Consider the following 20,652-nt stretch of genomic DNA (forward strand, 5'->3'; position numbering starts at 1 on the left):
CATGATACAAACAGAAAATATAACCAAGAGCTTCGGCTCCCTGCAAGTGCTGAAAGGTATCAACCTTACCGTCGAAGAAGGCGAAATCGTAGCCATTGTCGGCCCGAGCGGAGCAGGCAAGACAACCTTGCTGCAGATTATCGGCACATTGGATAAACCGGACAGCGGAAAGCTGTACATAAATGGGACAGAAACCGTAAGGCTTTCGGAAGAAAAGCTTGCGGCTTTTCGGAACAAACATATAGGCTTCGTTTTTCAGTTCCACCAGCTCTTACCGGAGTTCACGGCACTGGAGAATGTGATGATACCCGCCCTGATAGCCCGCGAAAAGCCTGTCGATGCCGAAAAGCGTGCCAAAGAGATACTGGACTTCCTGAAACTGACGGACCGTATGTCGCACAAACCCAATGAGCTTTCGGGTGGCGAGAAACAACGCGTCGCCGTAGCCCGCGCCCTGATAAACAGGCCATCCGTCATTCTGGCCGACGAACCGTCCGGTAGTCTGGATACCCGGAACAAGGAAGAGCTGCATGCCCTTTTCTTCGACCTCCGCAACCAGATGCACCAGACTTTCGTTATCGTCACACATGATGAGAAACTGGCAGCCAACACAGACCGGGTTATCCATATCAAAGACGGTATTGTCGAAAACTGACAGCCGTCGAGTATTCGTTTACAAGTCATAATTTCTAATCCACAATTCAAATGAATCATTCAAACAGAGCAACCTTTGGCAGCAAAATCGGAGTCATCCTGGCAACAGTGGGATGTGCCGTAGGCCTTGGCAATATCTGGCGTTTTCCTTATATGGTCGGAGCAAACGGAGGAGCGGCTTTCCTGCTTATTTATATCATTTGTATCCTGCTTTTGGGTTTACCCGTGATGATTACCGAGTTCTTTATCGGCCGTTATTCACGCCGGAACGCTGCCGGAGCCTTCAAGATGATGGCACCTGGCACGAGATGGAGCTTTATCGGATATAACGGCGTAGTGGCGGCTTTCCTGATATTGGGCTTCTATTCCGTAGTGGCTGGATGGACACTCGACTACATCGTACAAGCCTTCAGCGGAACGCTGAGCGGCAAAACGGCTGCCGACTTCAAACTGGATTTCGAACAATTCTCCTCCAGCATCGTCAGTCCTATAGGCTGGACCATTGCGTTCATCGCCCTGACACATATCATTATCATCTCCGGAGTAAAAAAAGGTATCGAACGAGCTTCGAAAGTGATGATGCCTTTGTTATTTTTTATCCTGATAGCTCTCTGCATCCGCTCCGTGACATTGCCGAATGCGGAGAAAGGACTTGTATTCCTGTTCCATCCGGATTTTGAGAAGATAACCTCGTCGGTCGTGCTCAGTGCCATGGGACAAGCATTCTTCTCGTTGAGTATCGGGATGGGCTGCCTGATTACCTACTCCTCCTACTTCAAGAAGGACACAAATCTCCAAAGCACAGCTTTGCAGGTTACGATACTGGACACACTGGTAGCGATATTGGCCGGTGTGATGATATTCCCGGCCGTATTCAGCTTCGGGATTGCTCCGACAGCCGGCCCCGAACTGGTATTTATCACATTACCGAACGTGTTCGAACAGTTGCCGCTTGGTTGGCTTTGGTCTGCCGTCTTCTTTGTGTTGCTGGCACTGGCGGCACTGACCTCGACGATTTCCTTGCACGAAGTTTCTACCGCGTACGTGCATGAAGAATATCATATTTCGAGAAAAAAGGCAGCTTGGTTTGTTTCGGGCGGTGTGCTGATATTAGGAATACTCAGCTCGCTCTCTTTCGGTGTATTAAAAGATTTCACCATCTGCGGCATGGTATTCTTTGATGCACTGGATTACCTGACAGCCAAAATCATGCTACCGCTCGGAGGTATGCTTATTTGTATCTTTGTCGGCACGCGCGTTGACCGGAAAATACTGAAAGCGGAGTTGACCAATGAGGGTTCCATCCCTTTCCATTTCTTCAACACCTATGCTTTCTTCATGAAATATATCGCACCGGTAGCCATCGGCCTCATCTTCCTCAACGAACTGGGTCTTATCAACAAGCTCATCAAGCTATTCTAAAATAAATCAGGAAGTTCCTTGCTTATCAGCGAGGAACTTCTATCTTTGCATACTAGTATTCATTTTCAATAAAAACATTCGCCTTATGGAAATCAAAACCAACCGAAAAAAGAAAGTATTACTTCCCGGTCTCAACATGACAAAAGAGGAGTTTATGTCGCGTGTTCACCAAGCAGAACAAGGACCATTCTACACGATTGACGAGTTCAAGCAGAAGATGCAAGAATGGAAGATGCAAAAATACGGCCTATAAGAATAGCAGACCTGTTCTATGAATCAATAAAAAATATATTTGAATATGGCGTAGAACAATTCGGCTTCCTTCAAGCCTTAAAATATGAAAGCCTTATCTATGAAGAAGTAGACAAACTCCCCCTTAGATATTTAGCTCATCCGGAATGTAGATACCTATCAACAAAAGACAGGAGATACCGTACGATTATACTCCCTGCACACTTTATTTTATATCGCATTACGGCTACTCAAATCGAAATCCTCGATATTGTATCTTATCGGGAAAGCATATCACACATTAAAAGAAGAAGAAATATCAAACTGTAATACTGTATTCATTAACTATGAACTGGCGCGACCTTCTCTACTTCTCCAAAGGCGAACGACGAGCCTTGACACTGCTCCTTTGCCTGATTACGGCCTCTTGGATTATCCTGTTGGTGACTGAAGACCCAGCTTCGCCTACTCCGGAATATTCCCCTACGCTCTCCCCTCCGGATTCATCCGGAAGAAAGAATATTTCCTCCCGAAAGAAAACAGAATTTCATCCGAAGGGAACTTCTGTTTCTTCCGAAGGAAACAAATCGACCTTTAAGGGTAAAAATTCTACCCTTAAAGGTAATTCCCGCTACCCTATAGGGAAGAAAGGCACACCCTATAAAGCATATCCAACGGTTGAAAAGTATCCCGAAGGAACCCTAATCGAGCTAAACACAGCCGATACCGCAAGCCTGAAGAAAGTTCCGGGCATCGGTAGTACTTTCGCCCGACGTATCGTGAAATACAGGAAATTGTTAGGTGGCTTCTACACTGTAGAACAACTGCAAGAGGTGTATGGTATCGATGAAACACGCTATCAGTCGCTCAAAAAGTGGTTCACGGTCGATACGGTCTATATGCAACAGCTTCCCGTCAACCGTTTGCCTGCCGATTCCCTCAACCGTCATCCCTACATCAGTTACCGGCAAGCCCGGGCTATCGAACAACTCCGCAAACAAAAAAGCAGGCTCTCCGGATGGGAGAACCTGCAACTAATAGAAGAATTTAACGACGGTGACAAAGAACGGCTACGCCCTTACCTGTCGTTCCGGTAATACGTCAAAAGCTTTACGCCTCATCACTGGGACATAAAGCTCAAACATGTAAATCAGTTATTAAAAAAAACGAAGCAGTGTGTATTAATTAACAGAATTTCATCATTTCATTGACAAAGGAACAAGCTTGGCATTACAACAAGATGACAGAGAAAAGACATTTATAATTATTTTATATCTATATTTGTTCGTAAACATACATCGTCCCATGATATATCTCAAGCAAATCAAGCTGAACAACCCGGAACTGGTAGAAGGACCGGTAGAGGAATTGAAGTATCCTTACCGTGCGGCAGCAGTCCGTCATCTCGAATCGATTGTATTCAACAAGCCCGTCACCTTTCTGGTAGGCGAAAACGGTATCGGGAAATCGACTCTGCTGGAAGCCGTCATGTTCAGATATGAAACGCATGATGAGGATGAACGGGGAATGCTGAACGACGGGCGGGAAGGACTCAAAATGTATGCGAACGTACTCCCCGACAATATTCATCTGAAAGAAGAACACAAACCGGACAATCATTTCTTCTTCCGCGCAGAATCCTTCTTCGACTTTGCCCGCGAACTGGACAATAAATCGATGAAAGATATTCTAAATTACGGACGGGATTACACGATGGGGCAGTATGGCGGACGACGACTGTTGGAACAATCGCACGGAGAGAGTTTTCTCAATACTTTCCTGCATTACGGCGGACGGAACATGCTGTATATATTGGATGAACCGGAAGCCGCCCTTTCCCCACAGCGGCAATTGGCATTGTTGGTCAGAATGAAGGAACTTGTGGACCGGCAATGTCAACTTATCATCTCCACTCATTCCCCCATCCTCATGGCCTATCCCGGAGCCGAAATCTATCTGATTGATGAAGAAGGTGCACGCATCACACCGTATGAGGAAACGGAGCATTACCAACTCACAAAATACTTCCTGACGCATACGGAGCAGATGTTGCGGGATTTGTTTGCCTAACCGCCCGAACTGCTATTTTATCCAAGCATTCACAATCTCGGCTACATACACATTGTGCAGGTTACCGGACTGTGCGTTGTACCATTTCTCGCATAAGTCAGGGTCGACAAAGCTCTCCTTTTCCATCTTCGTCGTATAAAGGGTTTTACACTCTAAGGTCAGACGCGACTCCTCAAAGCAGGGGTTACCGTCGGCGGTAAAATAGGGAGTCAGGCCTGTTGCAGCCACTTTATCGATATCGCGGCCGGACTTACTTCCACAGATTTTATGCGCCGTCTTATGTTCTTCCCCCAGGAAAGAAAGGGTGAAACTCCCCTTTGCATCCACAAATTCACGTGTATAACGTTCCGGGCGGATGAAGACGAATACAACCGGCTTGTTCCACAAATAGCCGACTCCTCCCCAGCTGGCTGTCATCATATTAAACTTGTCTTTGTCGCCGGCACTTACCAACATCCACTCTTTACTTATAATCTCGATGAAATTGTCTTTTATCAGACTTGGTTCGATTGCTTTCATATTCTTTCTGTCTTTATTGTTATTCAAAGATAAGGATTAATCTCATTTGCCACAACATCCGGACAAGAGATAAAATCCTCCGCAACAAAGTCAGGGCATAACGGAAAGATTTTGTCCGGAATCGCTATCTTTGTAAAGACAATCATACACAAATAATAATCAAAAGCATAAAAATATTTGATGGAAATACTGAACAACTGGATTAGTACGGCGAATGATGTTTTATGGTCGTACGTATTGATAATTATGCTACTTGGCTGTGCTGCCTGGTTTACACTGAAGACAAGGTTCGTACAGTTCCGGATGATAGGCGAAATGGTCCGGTTGCTCGGTGACTCCACGGGGAAACATGATGGAGAAAAACATATCTCCTCCTTCCAGGCTTTCGCCGTATCACTGGCCAGCCGCGTGGGAACAGGAAATCTGGCAGGAGTAGCCACAGCCATTGCGGTAGGCGGCCCGGGAGCTGTTTTCTGGATGTGGATAATTGCATTATTAGGTGCCTCAAGCGCATTTGTCGAGTCTACGTTAGCCCAGTTATACAAGACAAAGGGGAACGACTCTTTTGTCGGAGGTCCCGCCTATTATATGAAGAAGGGATTGGGGTTGGAATGGATGGGTATTTTGTTTGCCGTCCTGATATCGATAACATTCGGATTCGCATTCAATTCGGTACAAAGTAATACGATTTGTGCAGCATTGCAAGGGTCGTTTGGTGTCAGCCCGGCAGTAATGGGAACGATATTAATGGTATTGACACTGGCTATCATTTTCGGAGGCATCCAACGGATTGCAAAGGTGAGTAGTGTGATTGTCCCGATTATGGCGTTGGGATATATAGCGTTGGCATTGGGGATTGTGCTTTTTAATATCACGGAACTCCCCGGCGTTATCAAGCTGATTGTAAGCAGTGCTTTCGGTTGGGAACAGGCATTAGGCGGAACTGCCGGTGCAGCATTGATGCAAGGTATCAAGCGGGGACTGTTCAGCAACGAGGCCGGTATGGGCTCGGCTCCGAATGTAGCGGCAACAGCCTCGGTCTCTCATCCGGTGAAGCAAGGATTGATACAAACATTAGGTGTCTTTACCGATACCTTGGTGATTTGTACTTGTACGGCTTTTATCATCCTCTTCAGCGGCGCTCCGTTGGATGGCTCGGTGAATGGTGTACAACTGACGCAACATGCGCTGACAAACGAAATAGGAAACGCCGGAGGTATTTTTGTGGCAATCGCCATTCTTCTTTTTGCTTTCAGCAGTATCATCGGTAATTATTATTATGGAGAAGCAAACATACGTTACATCACAAGTAAGAAAAGCGTTCTTTACCTTTACCGCCTGCTGGTCGGAGGAATGGTCCTTTTTGGAGCGTTGGCTACTCTCGAACTGGCCTGGAGCCTGGCAGACATCATGATGGCATTGATGACCATTTGTAACCTGGTTGCTATTTCCCTACTCAGCAAACAAGCTTTCCTGCTCCTGAACGATTACCTGGCGCAGAAACGCAATGGCATCAAAAGCCCGGTATTTGACAAAGAACGCATCCCGCAGCTAAAAGGGAAAGCAGAATGTTGGTAAATAGCATCTATCCAAAAAAGGCCACAGATAATTCTTTATCCATGGCCTTCTTACAAAGATACTTAATATATCACACCTATTCTATTACCGGTTGCAGTGAGAGCATAAACGGTTCTCCTTCGTTTCCATTACTTCCATCTTTGCTAAAAGAGAAAGTCTCCGATGCCTTATAGATACCGCTCGTCTGGAAACTATAATACTGGAAATATACGGAAGACTTTTCCTCTTTCTTTCCCCGTATTTCAAACATATACACTTTCTTGCCTTCTACGACTTTTGCTTCTCCGACACCCCGGCATTCATCTCCTACAAATGCGGCCAGCAGGTCCTTATCCCGACTGTCGAACGGAAGCGGTTCCGTTAAAGCGACAACAGCAGTCATCACTTCCGGATACTTACCGGATTCTTCAAAAGGAGGGATAGCTGGTTCGGAAGCTTTCCCGTATGTCCCATTTTGAGTAAACTCCAATAAATCCCGGCAAACATAAGTTTTCTTATTCCTTACACTGTAATATTTCAGTGTCACCCGTTGTTTCTCCGGCGAATTACCACGGATATGAAGAAAATACAAACTCCTACCATTCGTATCTATTCCTTTTGTTATTCCCCGGCACTCGTCGCCAACAAAGGCGGATATTTCATCGCCGGCATCCGCATACGTCTCCAGAAAGTCGGATAAACGGATAATAGCCGTCATGCTGAACTGGTAAACACCGCTTGCAGGCGGTTCCCAAGAAGGCTGAGGTTCATTCTCGACCAGATTAAGTTCCCAAGTGGTCGGTTCCGGGACCACCTGAGGCCCCGGTTCTTCCGACTTACAGTTCCACAAAAGAGTGGAAACTGTTAGTAGTATTACATAATTGATAATCTTTCTCATTCTTTCGTACTGATTAAATTACTTCTTCCTTATTTTATACACATGTTTCTGTCCGTTGACCACCACTACAGCCATATAAACCGTATTGGCTGCATCCTCCGTACATTCCCAACGGTGGTTCAAATAACCACCGGCAGTTGCAACTTCCCCATGGCGGTAAACAAGGCGTCCAATCATATTATACAATAAGATTTCTACTTTGTCGCCCGGTTCCGTATTCAACATGAAGTTTAACTCATGTTCAAACGGATTGGGATAGATGGAAATCTGAAGGTCGTTCACAAAATCAAGAACTATGGGTTGTTCGATATTTCCCTGTATATGATTGGAACGATAATCCATCATCGGGGATGTCTCGGCAATAATTTCGCCATTACGTTCGAGGGCAAAGGATACAGACTCATTTCCTTCACCACCTATTGTAACGAAATACAGCGGTGTACCGTCATTCGGGTTCTCCGTTTGCAAAGCCGCCCCGCGTAACTCTCCGCCGACATACGCCAACAATTTGTCGCCAGGACGAACCGGAAGACTGTTGGCAACCGTTGCCACAACCGACATGTTTGCTTCAAAACGGGTATCCGTATAGACCGGAACTTCCAAAGTACTACCTGCACGTGTCACAAGTCCACTGCTCTTCGTTCCGTTTCCACCTTGCATACTCGGATAAACCAATGAAGTGGAATCTCCGTTATTCAATAACATATATCCTTTTCCCGGTTCCATATAGGTCAGGTTACCTAACCATCCAGTCTTCGTTCCATACATAGAGAATGCATTTTGCGATTTGACAATATCGCCTTCTTTAGCAGAATAACCGGACAATGCCTCTTCCAACGGTAAGTTGACAAGTGGTAAATAGCTGATATAATTCCACTTCTTAGCCACCGGGATTGTCATATCTGCTTTTTCTTTGATAGCAATACCTGATATGGAAAGCTTTTGTGCAACCGACGACTCAACCAGATACATGTGTTTGTTATCGAAGCTAATATCATTGCCTATCCATTTACCGGAAGCTCTATCGTAAGCGGCAAACGAACCGAATGCTTCGTCTTTCACCTGTTCGTCCCCTATCAACATCGAGTTTTTCATGACTGTCGCCAAATCCGGCGCATCGGGTTTGACACCGAATGAAACCCAGTTCCAGCCTTCCATCAGGTCGATGTTTTGTACCACCCGCTCTTCAGCATCAAAAATAATCGGAGAAGATGCAGTGCCTTTAATACCATTATCTTCGAAAAGAATATCCGGTTCACAGAATGCATTATATACAGTTCCGGTACTGGCATCCCATACACGGAATTCCAAAGGAGTTCCGGATATCAATTCATTGCCGTAGACTGTCAGGAATACATACCACATGTCATTCCTATCGGTGTACTGATTGTTTGCAACACCTACACAGCGACCACCATCGAATACGGCAATCATATCTTCGGCATCCGTTGAAAAGAGTTTGTTTACACGTAATTTCCCATAGATGTTCATGCTGTATCTGAAGTTAGCCGGGTCGACAGTCCAATCCGGTTGTTCATCGAATACTTTTAAAGTAACAGGTAATGCTTCCGATACATTATTGTCACCCTTCACATAAACAACTTCATCGTAGCGGCCGACGTTCGTACCCTCGTCCACAGTAAAGAGGATAGTTTGTCGTCCTAGCGGATCGATTGTTCCGTATTCCGGTTCTGCATGCAACCAAGCAGGAAGTCCTTCAATGGTGAAGTTCTTTTCCGTACCTCCTTGATTTTCGACATCGACCGTAAAGTTCATCGAAGCATATAGTTTCTTCTCTTTCAATACCGACGACTGACTCCACTTCAATTGGTTGCGATTGACATAAGCGCTCCAAGTCACCGGACTCTGCATCAAGTTTCCATTCAAATCACTTACATCTTTTACCGTAAAGTTGACAGTCGTTTTCTCCAAAGCCTCCGGTGTATCCATGAGATTGATAACCAAAGCATCTTTATTTACTACAAAAGTAAACGGAATAAACACTTCCGGTCCCTTGGCCCGTACAGGCGCTTTCTCTTCCGAAGCAAGTTCACTGCCCTTTACAACCAAAGTAGAGTCTGTCACTAAATCGTCTCCGCTAAAGACCATTTCCTGTACATTCGCACTATTTATGATGTACTTACTGAACGGCATATAAAGCATCAAGCCCATTTCCGTACCCTTCGGACACACATTATAATTCTTGTTGATGACGGTAGACGGCAATGCCATATTCCACAAACGAAGTTCATCAATCTGACCGTTCAGGTACATATCCGTATGTTCTACCGCCTGTGTTGCTTCCATCCAGTGACGTGCTCCCAAATAGAGTTGCGTTCCGGAGAATCCTCCCAGTTTGCCGGCATCAAAATAGGTATTCAACGCACCATCCATAAATATCTGTGCATTCCCTGCATTCCGGTTTACAGCGATGGCAAAATGATGCCAGTTATCATCGTTCCAGTTTCCGGACAGGATTTTCTCGTGGCTATTGTTGCGGAAAACCAACCGCCCTTCGTCATTGAAACCGACAAATACTTTGTTCGTATTTCCGTTACTTTCCGCCTCTACACCTTTCCCGTTGGAGACTAATGCCGCATTTTTCTGCCCACTCTTAGCCTTGAACCAGAATTCAAGGGTATAATCCTGCGCATCAGTCAGAGCCAATCTGGAAAAGTCGAGAGCCAAAGCATCCTCACCCTTAAAGGCAACAGACATTCCGGCAAGCGTACTCCATTCAGCTCCATAAATCCAAGCTGTGGCGCCCTGTGCTTTGTCGCTCACCCGGTCTCCTTTGCCATCGTTCATTGGGTAGTAGGCAAGCATGCCCGCTTCCTTTCCGGTATAAATAGTCAGTTTATTCGCCATTAAGTCCGATGAGCTTACAACAGCATTCCACACCCTTGCTTCGTGCATCTTTCCGGCAAAATACTGATTGCCCCGGATACTACGTCCGAACTGCATCGGTCCCATAGAGGTATTTGGTTTCGCAACTTGTACTCCGGTAATCACTTCCTGTCCGCCGAAGTAGGCAGATAGTTGGTTATTGGAAGCCTTATAGGTCATCGCCACATGAGCCCAATCGGTTGTTTTGAAATTCTGCGGTTTAGAGGCATACTCACTTCCGCCTATTCGTACTTTGACAGAATTGTCAGCACCGATAGCCAGTTCAAACATATCCGTTTCCGTACCATGACTGAACAAAGTCATTTCCTGTCCCAGAACGGCGGGCAATACCCACATTTCGACTGTTATATCCTTTTCCTTCAGATTGCGTTCAGCCTGGGTCGCCAGATAAGCAGATGCTCCGTTGAAGGTAAGCGATGTACTATGGTCGCCATTCGAACCATTACGTACTGCCGTAACCTGGAAGTTCTTTACATCCGTCATATAACCTTCAGCAATCTCTTCGTTGAAGTTCAGACGGATTTCGTCTTCAATACCCAATACCCCGTCAGCCGGCTGGATATTGCCAAACACGACAGGCCGTTTTGTATCCTTCACGCCGGAGATAATCGGAGATGATTTCGTCACAAAATCGTTCCCCACTTTACTGAACGTTACAGCTCGTATATCATACTTCTGGTCTTCGGCTCCATAGAAACGGGTATTGATAGTAGCCCCTTCAATCATTGCTTTTTCACCGGAAGCCGCTTTATACGGAACAGAGTCGTTGAAGAAACTACAGATGTTCGTCCAGTCTTTATCGGAACCGGAAGAAGGTTTGTATTGTATTTCGATATGGTCGAAACCGGTAAAATTCACATCAAACCCATCTATCGTCAACGGCATGTAATATTTGCCTGACACAGAGTCTAACGAAGCTTGTGTATTCAAAGTCCATTTGTCCGTCGGATTCTTAATACTGATGTCGCTGGATGACGGAATAAAATGAGCCGAGATATACACTGTATCTGCTATATCCGCCTGATAGTCGGTTGGATCCGACTGGCATTGCGATTTCAGTACCAACGCCAAGTCCTCATAGTCATACTCTGTACCGCGTCGCACTTCCAGGACCTTATTCAATACTTCCCCATAAGGAACTTCTATGCCACGACCTTCACCCAACGGAACCCCGTCGATGGAAAATTTCGCTCCTTTCTGATTAGCAGCATCTACTATGGCAATCGTGAAAATAGCTGTAGCCCCTGCCACTTTCGAGTCGTTCATCAGTTTCAGATTGAATACAGCCGCCTGATCGGAAGGGACATTCGTCACAACCGGTTTATCCACATCCAAGCTCGGACATTCAATCTGTAAAGTGGCATCATTCAGCAATTGCTGGTTACCATCCTGGTATTGCGTATATTCAGCCGGTTCGTACGGACAAGCAGTTGCACCTCCTCTTGTACGGAAGACAAAGTTACCATATTGTATTGCCTTCATCTTATCCGGAGCCACCTCCACATAGTCCTCATCTTTCAAATCATCATACATATTCTTCCATTTATTCTTGAAAGTCGTATCCACCGGAGCAGAGCGGAGTACATCCACACTGATGTAATCGAAATCCCCTTCATCCGCCAGCACAAATCCGGCAGCAGCCGTATTCTCTTCACCGGCATTCTGCTCAAAGTCGCCGGTTCCGCCGAACTGCTGGTCTATTTGTGTCTGGAAACCTGTACCATTCACTTGGAAACCGACTTGGACAGCCGCACCAGCTGTAGCCATAAAGGAATAAGTATATCCGGTTTCTTTTGCCACAGAATACTCTTCTGAATATTCGACCGGAGCAGAGGCGTGGAACGAACGGTTCCTGTCCACATAATCGGCGGCCTTAATAGCAGCCAACTTCTCGTCTTCGTTCTGCTTCAACACACGTATCCATTCCGCAATGGAACTATTATACATGTAAACAGAGTCGGGTGTACCATTCCTCACTTGAATTGTTTCCCCCCAAAGTGTCTCATCGACTACTTCCTCTTTTAATCCTCCGGCCGGAATAAATGCTTTATAACTATTGCCATTGGATGTTCCGTTGGTATTATTCGAACCGAAGTTTTCATCATCCTTATCGAGCATGGAAAGATAGATAACACGTCCTTGCGTATTAGCCATCGCCTGTGCCTGTGTTTCGCTGAACTCACTCTTAAGCAACAACAGATTATTACGTAACTCTTCCAATCCGGGAATCACTTTCTCTTCGATATGTACCTTCGGATAAGAGAACAATGTTGAAGCAGAAGTCGCCACACTCAGGTTCATACTTGAGCAAATATGATAAATCTTACCATCGACCTTAACCTCTTGATAGCTCTCCTTATTCTTATCTCCTAAACCATTATAAGCTGCATCATCCATTATACCAACGGACTTGACCGGACCATAGAATATATTATTGGAATAACCTATAAACACATCGGCAGCCGAACCAACGTTCAATGCATCATCGCTAGTCTGGTAATGTGAATTCATTGTCACAGTCATTGTCTTCGCTTCCGGATGATTAGTCGACTCTTCGTGATTGACAGAAGCTGTTACAGTATTCTGCGAATCTGATTCCAACAAGGTGAAAGCTCCCACACCGACTCCAGTCTTTACTTCCACACCGAACATGAAGACTTCAGCTTCCGAACCGGCATTTGTAAACCCACGACCGGATGTATTGGTGTAGGAATAAGTCTGTCCACTCTCCCACCAACTGTAACTGGCACTTCCGGGAGGGTCGCGCAAAATGTTCAACAGAGTAATCGGTCCGGCTGTAACAAAGTCGGTACCATCCCCATTGTCCGAACCAATCAGATAACCTTGTAGTTGTGGAGCGGTATAGGTCTGACCGTCAATCTTTACTGCAATATCCAGACTACCTAACATATTAGAAGCAAATATCGGTTTATCCATACCCACTTTAATATACAACTTTCCGTTACTATCGAGTTTAGCTTCTTGTGTAGCGGCTGTCGAATGGAAGCTGTTGGAAATGGAGACATCTCCACCCTGCGTCGGTACACGGTCTACCTTCGACTCCGCATCGGCAGCATTACCGTTGTAAGTATAATCTTCTGTGGCTTCAATATGCAAGCCCCAGGAACCGACACTAAAGATTGGCAAACCGTCGGGATGTTCCTCGTCTTGTCCGAACAGATATTTCTTTGTTGCCTTATCATAGAGTTTCAAGGTGTCAGGCCTACTGCCATCGAGATGAGGAATAAGATACGTCGGTAAGCCGAAATATTCAGTTGTCGCACCAAAAGCATTCCCCTGTTTGTAACTGATGGTCGGTTGAACACGTTTAATAAGCAAATACTTTTCGTTGTAGGAAAGGCGATACGTCTGTCCTTCCTTTTCGTCCGTATATTCCGATACCTGTTCGGTAAAAACATTCTCCAAATTCACAATAGGAGTTGCGTCTGGTAATAAACCATCCCAACCTGTGGCCATAGCCTGTGTCACCTTATATTTTACAGGATAAAGCCAAGCCTCGTATTCGCCGGTTTCGGCATCCGGGGTAATCACGATTCGTTGTTGTTGATAGCTAACACCATTTATATGCTTCTCGTTCCAATGCACTATCATGCTATCCAACTTTTCCGGAGCATTCTTATCTATCACACCGTCTTTATAAACGGCATCCTTGTCGTAGATTTCCGAAGAAGCATCTCCTTCCAGCTCCAGAACCAACGTGGGACTGTCGCCCAAATTGTTTTTCGAGAGAGAGAAGCCGAGAGGTTTGTCCTCCTCCACCGTACCCCCGGCCATACGTCCAATCAGCTTGACTTTCGTCTGATCCCAGAAGCGGACATCGGTCATATTGTCCTGATAATTCAGGTTAATACCTTTCGAGTCGAGCAAAAGACCATTGTTCTTGAACGTATGATTAGCTTTCACTACCCGTACTGTCTGTTGACCGACCGGTACGCTGAATGCAAATTTACCGTCGGCAGCACTCTTCACAAACTCGCCATTACTGACAACAGCCTGTCCATTCACTTCAAAAGTAGCTCCTACGACCGGAATACTACTATTTTCGAAAAAGACACATCCCTCGATTTTGACTGCTGTTTTATTCTCAAAGTTGATATTCGACATCGTAACAGCATCCGGACCAATTGTTACATTTTGCATGGTTGGCGAGAAAGAGAAAATCGGATGGGTAGGTGTCAATGTATAAGCTGTACCATTTCCTTGGTAAGGGATACCACTGACGGAATAATTACCCGAGGCATCGGTTACGCCACGCAGGGCCAACTGACCGGGTGTCGGGTAATCTTCAGAGCCGGTCTCCAACGTCGCATTATGTATTTTACCATGGTGGGCATTGTAGTCTGCCTTCGAATAGGAAATATCATAAAATTCATCCGTCACCAAGTCGTTCAAGCGCCAGTAAGCCATCAAGCCCGATTCGTTACCGGCTAGGAGACGGTTGTAGGTCTGCCCTACTTCTATATCAGAGAGACCTTTATTCCAGAGGCGTATTTCATCGATATAGCCGGCATAGCTTTTACCGATTGTTACTTTAGCCGGGCTGGGGGTATCGACCAAACTACTGGTCGCAGCATGAGATTTCTTCAGCTCGCCACCTACATATATATTGAAGCTGGTGCCATCGTACATGGCCGTCAGCTGGGTAAAACTGTTCGTCGAAAGGACCGTATCGGCTACTGTCCATTCAGCATTTCCTTTCGCTTTAAAGGCTGGTTTACCACCTTGAAGCCCCAGACTGTAGCAGCCTGCGCTGATAATTATGGCGTCCTGCTTTGCTTTCGTCGGCTTCACATAAGCCTGAACCGTAAAGTTGGCCGGCATATCCACGGTTTCATCCGTTTCAAGATAGCTGCTGGCATCACCGGTAAACAGTATACTTTGCCCGGCCAACAGGTCTTTGCTGGATAATATGACATCGACACCGGGTACGGCATCCCCATAGCTATAGGTGATGCGTCCGCTGACAATACCGGTCGGGCTGCGGAAACCGCGAACAATAGCTGAAGGTTTTTGTTTTACTTCGCCTGCACAATCCGTCAATGCCATAATACGGTATTCATATATATCACCCGGATTAGCCGTAGTTTCGGAGAATCTATAATCCCTTTGCCCTTCTACATTTTCCACAGTCCCAATCGATGCAAACTTTCCCGTATTGCCTACATCATACAAACGCCGTTCAACGGAGAAACGTGAAATCGGATTTCCATCCGTTGTCCAGGCTAAATCCACCCGATCCGGGAAATAACCTTTCGATACAACCAAGCTTTCCACTCCTCCAAATAAAACAGGTTTAATCGGTACCGAATTATAATCGGCTTCTATCTCTACCTGATTGTCATATTTCTTATTACCCGGTTTAACATAGGCAAAATACTTATACTCCATACAAGTAGCATAAATTTCCTTATCGATAATATAAGAATAGCCATCAGCATCTGTCTGAATCGACTTATCATTCTTATCCAACTCATACGTAAAAGTCGTCTGATTGTTTTGAGTTGCATTCACCTGCCGGATTACGATTTTCGCGCCATTGGTCCAAACAACATTCTTACCTAACTCATTCAACTTCCAAGCGACTTTCACTTTTATACCCTCTTCAAAAGAGGTCGTGACATCTTGCGCTTTCAACTCTTTTATACCTTGGTGGGACATCGACTTCTCAATCGTACATTCCTGCACCCAATTCCAGTCCCAAGCCGGTTGTTTGGAGCGGCGGATACGGTAGTAAACCGTGCCGTTCAGGTTCTCTTGCCCAGTTGGGTCTGTTAATTCGTATAATTGGTCTGGGTCCTTCTCTTCATCAAATTTAACCGTACCGACTGCTACAGGGGACGAGAACTGATTGTCCATCGCTCGTTGCACTTCAAACTGGTCACCATTTTGACAATTTTTTCTCCCTGTGTCTGCAACTTTCCATGTCAGCTTCGTATTTCCATTCTCAGCATCAACAGCATTAAATTTCAAAGCCTTATGAAAAGCGGGCAAAGTGACTTTTTGCTCTTTTTCTACTGTCTGATACTTATTATACTGATAACTTAAACCTACGGAGTATGTCTCTGCCTCGTCAGTGACATCGACTTGTGACGTCCCGGACATTTGGCTGGTACTCTGCCAGCCTCCGTTGCCCCATTTCACGTTAACCGGCCTCTTACTAGCCGTATAAGTGACATCATATTTCCCGGCTTGGTTTGACAGCATAGCTTTAACATCATGTAGCTCATATCTAGGAGCGGTTACGCTGCTAAAGGTTTTCTGAACCGTATAGATAATACCATGCCCATCATTGTATCGATCACATGGAATCGACACTGAAAATGTCAACTCTCGTCCTTCATATTCCGGTTTTATATAAACAATAACATTTAAATAAGTAAAACGGCTTCCATCTCTGTTGAAGGTAAGCGTACCCGACCAATCAGAGCCCATTTTCCGTTCTCCTTCCCTTGATTTTACAACCACATGCCAACCATTCTCAGCCTTGGCGTGAAGATCGAAAATTGCATCGTTATTGTTTTGATCCCACGAACTAAAAGTGAAAACAGGAATATCTCCAATCTTTAACGTTGCATTCTCCGCATGGTCATCACTACTTTGGTCGTCATAAAACGGAAGTTTAAACTCCAAATACCCCTCACTGAGGCCATTTGTAGACATTTCGACAGAAGCTCCTTCTAGCCCTTCCGCTTTCGCCTCTTTCACACTTAAAAACATAAATGTCAACAAGAACAACCACTTCAAATTCAGCCATCCCCTTTTCTTTTTCGGCCATAGGCCTCTTTTCATAAGTAAATCTTTGTTCATACACTCTCAATTATATATGCTTAAATAAAAATAGTAATAAAAAAGACGTCGAAGCAACACCAGGTAAGACGCAGTACAATCGTTAGTCGTGATGATAGTACTGCGTCAATTAGATTATAAAACATCAAGGTTCTCCGGGTCTACCGGCGCAGGTTTACCTCCGATGTAAATAGTGCTGCTTACGCTACGAGGTTCTTTCAACCCGACATTACCCTTGCTGTATTGCGTTGTGACAGTCACGGTATTGTCGGCCAACCAACCTTTCAATGTAATAAGATTGCGATTTACCGGGAGACGCCTGGACATATCTCATCCGGCTTCCATTATCCCTCCCTCATCGATTCGCGCGACAAAGAACAGGAAAAATACAAAAAAAGGGTGTGACAATTCGTCATCTTGATGAGACGAAATGACCCGAATAGACCATCAGAAGCGCGTTCTGAAAGGAATACCTACCACTGGCGATAGAAATACCACCGACAGGAAGCATCTACATTCTATATTTTTGCCCCGTTATCAAACGTTACCAATATGAACCTATTTCGTCTATCTACTTTCATGCTGTACATCCTCTTTTCACTCTCCCTTGTCGATGGCTATTCCCAATCATCCGACAGCATCATCAGCATCAAAGACGTACAGAAACGTCTGGATACAGCTCCCGATGAAGCACTCCGTATGCTCGAACAGGTAAAGGAACAAAAGCAGACACCTCCATTCAAAATAGATTGGGTGGCCACCCAGATTTATATGAAGAAGCAACAATACCGGCTTGCGCTCGAATATGGACGACGCACACTCGCCAACGACTCGGTCCGGAATAATTGGCAGTATTATTGTAATATGTGTGAAAATATGGTCAACATCTGCATCTCCCTCCGGAATTATGAAGAAGCACTACGCTACGCCAATTTGATGCAAGAACAGCAAGAGAAGCATCATGTCCCCGAAAGCAAAAAATATGTATCTGTCGAAACGCTGGCCGAAGTACAACGGCTGATGGGAAACAAAGAGAAAGCCTACGCGTTGAACCAAGAAGCCACCGAAGCCGCTCGACGCTATATCGAAGACTTGGCAAGCAGAGGCTACGACCGGCCCTATCCCTTCCTTTACCTTTCTCTCTACCGGGAGACAAGAACAAACTGGCTCATGGAAGACGAGTTGTATAAGGAAGCCCTCGAGGTATCGCTCAAGGACCTGCAAATTCAAGAGGAACTCAAAAAGCGGGTCGGCAGAAACTTTCCGGATAAAATACCAGAAGCAGTATACCAAAAAATAGTCGCCAGGCACGCCATACGCCTGGCGACTATTTACCTATATATAGGTAAAAAAGAAGAAGCAGAAAAGTGGTATCGCACATATTACGAGAACCCCTATTACCAAACTCCCGAAGGCATTTCCCTGTCCATCGAATATTTTCAGGCAAAGAAAGATTATCCGCAAGTCATCCGCCAAGCAAACGAACTCACAGGTATGCTGGACCCTGCCGACAGCCTCTCGCCGGCACACCTTCAGATAGCACTGAACTTGGCCGAAGCTTACGAGCAGACCAATCGTCACCCGGAAGCCATTGCCCAACTAAAACGATGCATCGTCCTCAGAGATAGTATCGAACTGAACGAAGAAAAAAGCGATGCCCTCGAAATGGCAACCATTTACGAAACGCAGGACAAGGAACGGATGATTGACCTACAGACAAACGAACTGAACAGAAATCGTCTTTTGCTGATAAGTGCCTGCGGAGCAATATTCCTGTTGGGATTAATCCTGTACCTGATAGCACGCAACTGGCGTACCACACGCCGCAAAAACATCACAATGGCCAAACAAATACGGGAACAGTTGGCGTACAGCAAAAGCATCGAACAACAGTTGACCTTGCTGGAAACACATCCGGAAGAGCAGGCGGATATGCCCGATACGGAAAATACCACACAAAATATTACCGGTAAGGAGGAGCTGTTATTCGAGAAGTTCCGGCTTTTGATTTCAGGACAGGAGATGTATCGGAATCCCAAGCTTACCCGCGATGAAATCACCACAAGGATGGGTATCAATAAGAATATCCTATCCACAATGCTTCAGAAATGCGCGGGAATGAACTTTACGGATTATGTAAACCATTTCAGGTTAGCCTACGTGCTGGAAAGGTTGGCTGACTCGGATGATACCATCGAAACCATCGCGGAAGAGGCCGGATTTGGGTCGGCACGCAACTTATACAGGGTATTCCGCAACAAATACGATATGTCGCCTACCGACTACAAAACGATTGTCATGGAGGAGAGCCGGAGGAAATGAAGATTATTCGTAAATCAACGTAAACAATTTCTCCGGAGCAAACACCTCGTTGGCGACCTCCAATATCTCATCGGCTGTCAGCTTTTCCACTTTCGCAAATACTTCGGGCAAAGTATCGTAACGGTTGTAATGCAGGAAACTTTTCCCCAAACCGAGAAACAAGCCTTCCCTGTTATCCCCCGATACACCCAACTGACCTATTACCTGTTTCTTGGCAACGGCCAATTGGCTGGTCGAAAGTTTTACATCCCGCAACTTCGCCAGTTCCTTATGAACCAACCGACAGGCTTTCTCTTTGTTTTTGGGGTCTGTTCCGAAATAGATGCTTGCCAGCCCGGTATCGGTGTAGGATGTTACATTCGACTCTACATTATAGACCAAACCATTCTTTTCACGCAAAGAGACATTCAGGCGGTTATTCATGCCCGGCCCACCGAGGATGTTGTTCATCAGGAAGAGAGGAAGTCTCTTCTCGTCATGCATGCTGTATGCGCGACCGCCTATCAGGACATGCGCCTGATGTGTATCTTTATGTATCCGGTGAAGAGAAGGGACAATTGCATCCGGAGCCGTCCGGTTACGGGCTGTCATCGGAAAAGAAAGGTCGGCCAACAAACTTTCCGCCATCCGGACAATCTTCTTGAAGCTGACGCGTCCTATGGAGAAAAAGACCATATTCTCCGGTGCATAGAAACGTTGCGTAAAGGAAAGACCGGACGCCGGAGTAAAACTGAGGAGCGACTTCTCATCGCCCAATATATTATGCCCCAAGGCATGCCCGTCGAACAGCAGGTTCTCGAACTCATCAAATATAAGTTCCGAAGGACTATCCTCATATGAATTTATCTCGTCCAAGATAACATCGACCTCTTTCTCTATTTCCTGTTCCGGAAAACGGGAATGGAAAATAAGGTCGGCCAACAGTTCGAATGCACGTCCGTAATGTTCCTCCATAAAGACGGAATAAACGAACGTTTCTTCTTTGGTAGTATAGGCATTCAACTCTCCACCCACATTCTCCATGCGGTTCAGGATATGAAAGGCTTTCCGTTTCTCCGTCCCCTTAAATATCATGTGTTCCACAAAGTGAGCCAGGCCGAACTCGTCCGCTTCCTCATCCCTTGTTCCTGCGTTTACGGCAAAGCCGCAATAGGAAACCGGAGAATTGGATGGTAGATGTACGATACGAAGGCCATTGGGTAATGTATATGAGCAATAATCCATTTCTTTCTTTTGCTTGTTTCGAAGTTGCAAAAGTACAAAAA

Annotated in this window: 13 protein-coding genes; 8 read left to right on the top strand and 5 right to left on the bottom strand. The window is 45.6% G+C overall.

Features of this window, described 5'->3' with window-relative positions; genetic code table 11:
• Position 1: 1 nt before the first annotated feature.
• From DW103_RS05380 to DW103_RS05400, 6 genes are all read left to right on the top strand, one after another.
• Complete coding sequence (locus tag DW103_RS05380; protein ID WP_122274644.1) at positions 2-655, top strand: ABC transporter ATP-binding protein; 654 nt, start codon at positions 2-4, stop codon at positions 653-655.
• A 50-nt stretch (positions 656-705) separates the two neighbouring features.
• Entirely contained in the window at positions 706-2,076 is a 1,371-nt protein-coding gene (locus DW103_RS05385; protein WP_122274645.1) for a sodium-dependent transporter, read from the top strand.
• Positions 2,077-2,161: 85 nt separating this feature from the next.
• The gene (locus tag DW103_RS18095; RefSeq protein WP_158576673.1) at positions 2,162-2,329 is read left to right on the top strand and encodes a hypothetical protein; all 168 of its coding nucleotides are present in this window, start codon (positions 2,162-2,164) and stop codon (positions 2,327-2,329) included.
• Complete coding sequence (locus tag DW103_RS05390; protein WP_122274646.1) at positions 2,302-2,637, top strand: type II toxin-antitoxin system RelE/ParE family toxin; 336 nt, start codon at positions 2,302-2,304, stop codon at positions 2,635-2,637. Before DW103_RS18095 ends, DW103_RS05390 begins: the two co-directional genes overlap by 28 nt.
• A 17-nt stretch (positions 2,638-2,654) precedes the next feature.
• On the top strand, positions 2,655-3,404 hold the full coding sequence (locus DW103_RS05395; RefSeq protein WP_122274647.1) for a helix-hairpin-helix domain-containing protein: 750 nt from the start codon (positions 2,655-2,657) through the stop codon (positions 3,402-3,404).
• A 208-nt stretch (positions 3,405-3,612) separates the two neighbouring features.
• On the top strand, positions 3,613-4,377 hold the full coding sequence (locus tag DW103_RS05400; protein WP_122274648.1) for an AAA family ATPase: 765 nt from the start codon (positions 3,613-3,615) through the stop codon (positions 4,375-4,377).
• A gap of 12 nt (positions 4,378-4,389) precedes the next feature.
• Here the strand turns inward: DW103_RS05400 and DW103_RS05405 are convergent, their stop codons facing one another.
• Positions 4,390-4,896: a flavin reductase family protein gene (locus DW103_RS05405; protein WP_122274649.1), complete on the bottom strand. Its 507-nt coding sequence runs from the start codon at positions 4,894-4,896 to the stop codon at positions 4,390-4,392.
• 180 nt (positions 4,897-5,076) lie between these two features.
• On the opposite strand from DW103_RS05405, the gene DW103_RS05410 reads away from it, so the two are divergent.
• Positions 5,077-6,474, top strand: a complete 1,398-nt coding sequence (locus DW103_RS05410; protein WP_122274650.1) for a sodium:alanine symporter family protein — start codon at positions 5,077-5,079, stop codon at positions 6,472-6,474.
• A 76-nt stretch (positions 6,475-6,550) separates the two neighbouring features.
• Here the strand turns inward: DW103_RS05410 and DW103_RS05415 are convergent, their stop codons facing one another.
• From DW103_RS05415 to DW103_RS05425, 3 genes are all read right to left on the bottom strand, one after another.
• Complete coding sequence (locus DW103_RS05415) at positions 6,551-7,351, bottom strand: hypothetical protein (protein ID WP_122274651.1); 801 nt, start codon at positions 7,349-7,351, stop codon at positions 6,551-6,553.
• 18 nt (positions 7,352-7,369) lie between these two features.
• On the bottom strand, positions 7,370-17,068 hold the full coding sequence (locus DW103_RS05420; protein ID WP_233545614.1) for a LamG-like jellyroll fold domain-containing protein: 9,699 nt from the start codon (positions 17,066-17,068) through the stop codon (positions 7,370-7,372).
• Between the two features lie 132 nt (positions 17,069-17,200).
• Positions 17,201-17,392: a hypothetical protein gene (locus DW103_RS05425; protein ID WP_122274653.1), complete on the bottom strand. Its 192-nt coding sequence runs from the start codon at positions 17,390-17,392 to the stop codon at positions 17,201-17,203.
• 225 nt (positions 17,393-17,617) lie between these two features.
• On the opposite strand from DW103_RS05425, the gene DW103_RS05430 reads away from it, so the two are divergent.
• Positions 17,618-19,387, top strand: a complete 1,770-nt coding sequence (locus DW103_RS05430; RefSeq protein ID WP_122274654.1) for an AraC family transcriptional regulator — start codon at positions 17,618-17,620, stop codon at positions 19,385-19,387.
• A gap of 3 nt (positions 19,388-19,390) precedes the next feature.
• Here the strand turns inward: DW103_RS05430 and DW103_RS05435 are convergent, their stop codons facing one another.
• Positions 19,391-20,611 carry a pitrilysin family protein gene (locus tag DW103_RS05435; RefSeq protein WP_122274655.1) on the bottom strand — a complete coding sequence of 407 codons (1,221 nt, stop codon included), beginning with the start codon at positions 20,609-20,611 and terminating at the stop codon, positions 19,391-19,393.
• Positions 20,612-20,652 lie beyond the last annotated feature (41 nt).

Source organism: Parabacteroides sp. AM08-6, assembly GCF_003473295.1.
Lineage (GTDB): Bacteria > Bacteroidota > Bacteroidia > Bacteroidales > Tannerellaceae > Parabacteroides.

Excerpts from the sequence above, each read along its gene's own strand:
- DW103_RS05380 (WP_122274644.1), top strand. The coding sequence starts at position 2 with ATGATACAAACAGAAAATATAACCAAGAGCTTCGGCTCCCTGCAAGTG.
- DW103_RS05385 (WP_122274645.1), top strand. The coding sequence starts at position 706 with ATGAATCATTCAAACAGAGCAACCTTTGGCAGCAAAATCGGAGTCATC.
- DW103_RS18095 (WP_158576673.1), top strand. The coding sequence starts at position 2,162 with ATGGAAATCAAAACCAACCGAAAAAAGAAAGTATTACTTCCCGGTCTC.
- DW103_RS05390 (WP_122274646.1), top strand. The coding sequence starts at position 2,302 with ATGGAAGATGCAAAAATACGGCCTATAAGAATAGCAGACCTGTTCTAT.
- DW103_RS05395 (WP_122274647.1), top strand. The coding sequence starts at position 2,655 with ATGAACTGGCGCGACCTTCTCTACTTCTCCAAAGGCGAACGACGAGCC.
- DW103_RS05400 (WP_122274648.1), top strand. The coding sequence starts at position 3,613 with ATGATATATCTCAAGCAAATCAAGCTGAACAACCCGGAACTGGTAGAA.
- DW103_RS05405 (WP_122274649.1), bottom strand. The coding sequence starts at position 4,896 with ATGAAAGCAATCGAACCAAGTCTGATAAAAGACAATTTCATCGAGATT.
- DW103_RS05410 (WP_122274650.1), top strand. The coding sequence starts at position 5,077 with ATGGAAATACTGAACAACTGGATTAGTACGGCGAATGATGTTTTATGG.
- DW103_RS05415 (WP_122274651.1), bottom strand. The coding sequence starts at position 7,351 with ATGAGAAAGATTATCAATTATGTAATACTACTAACAGTTTCCACTCTT.
- DW103_RS05420 (WP_233545614.1), bottom strand. The coding sequence starts at position 17,068 with ATGAAAAGAGGCCTATGGCCGAAAAAGAAAAGGGGATGGCTGAATTTG.
- DW103_RS05425 (WP_122274653.1), bottom strand. The coding sequence starts at position 17,392 with ATGTCCAGGCGTCTCCCGGTAAATCGCAATCTTATTACATTGAAAGGT.
- DW103_RS05430 (WP_122274654.1), top strand. The coding sequence starts at position 17,618 with ATGAACCTATTTCGTCTATCTACTTTCATGCTGTACATCCTCTTTTCA.
- DW103_RS05435 (WP_122274655.1), bottom strand. The coding sequence starts at position 20,611 with ATGGATTATTGCTCATATACATTACCCAATGGCCTTCGTATCGTACAT.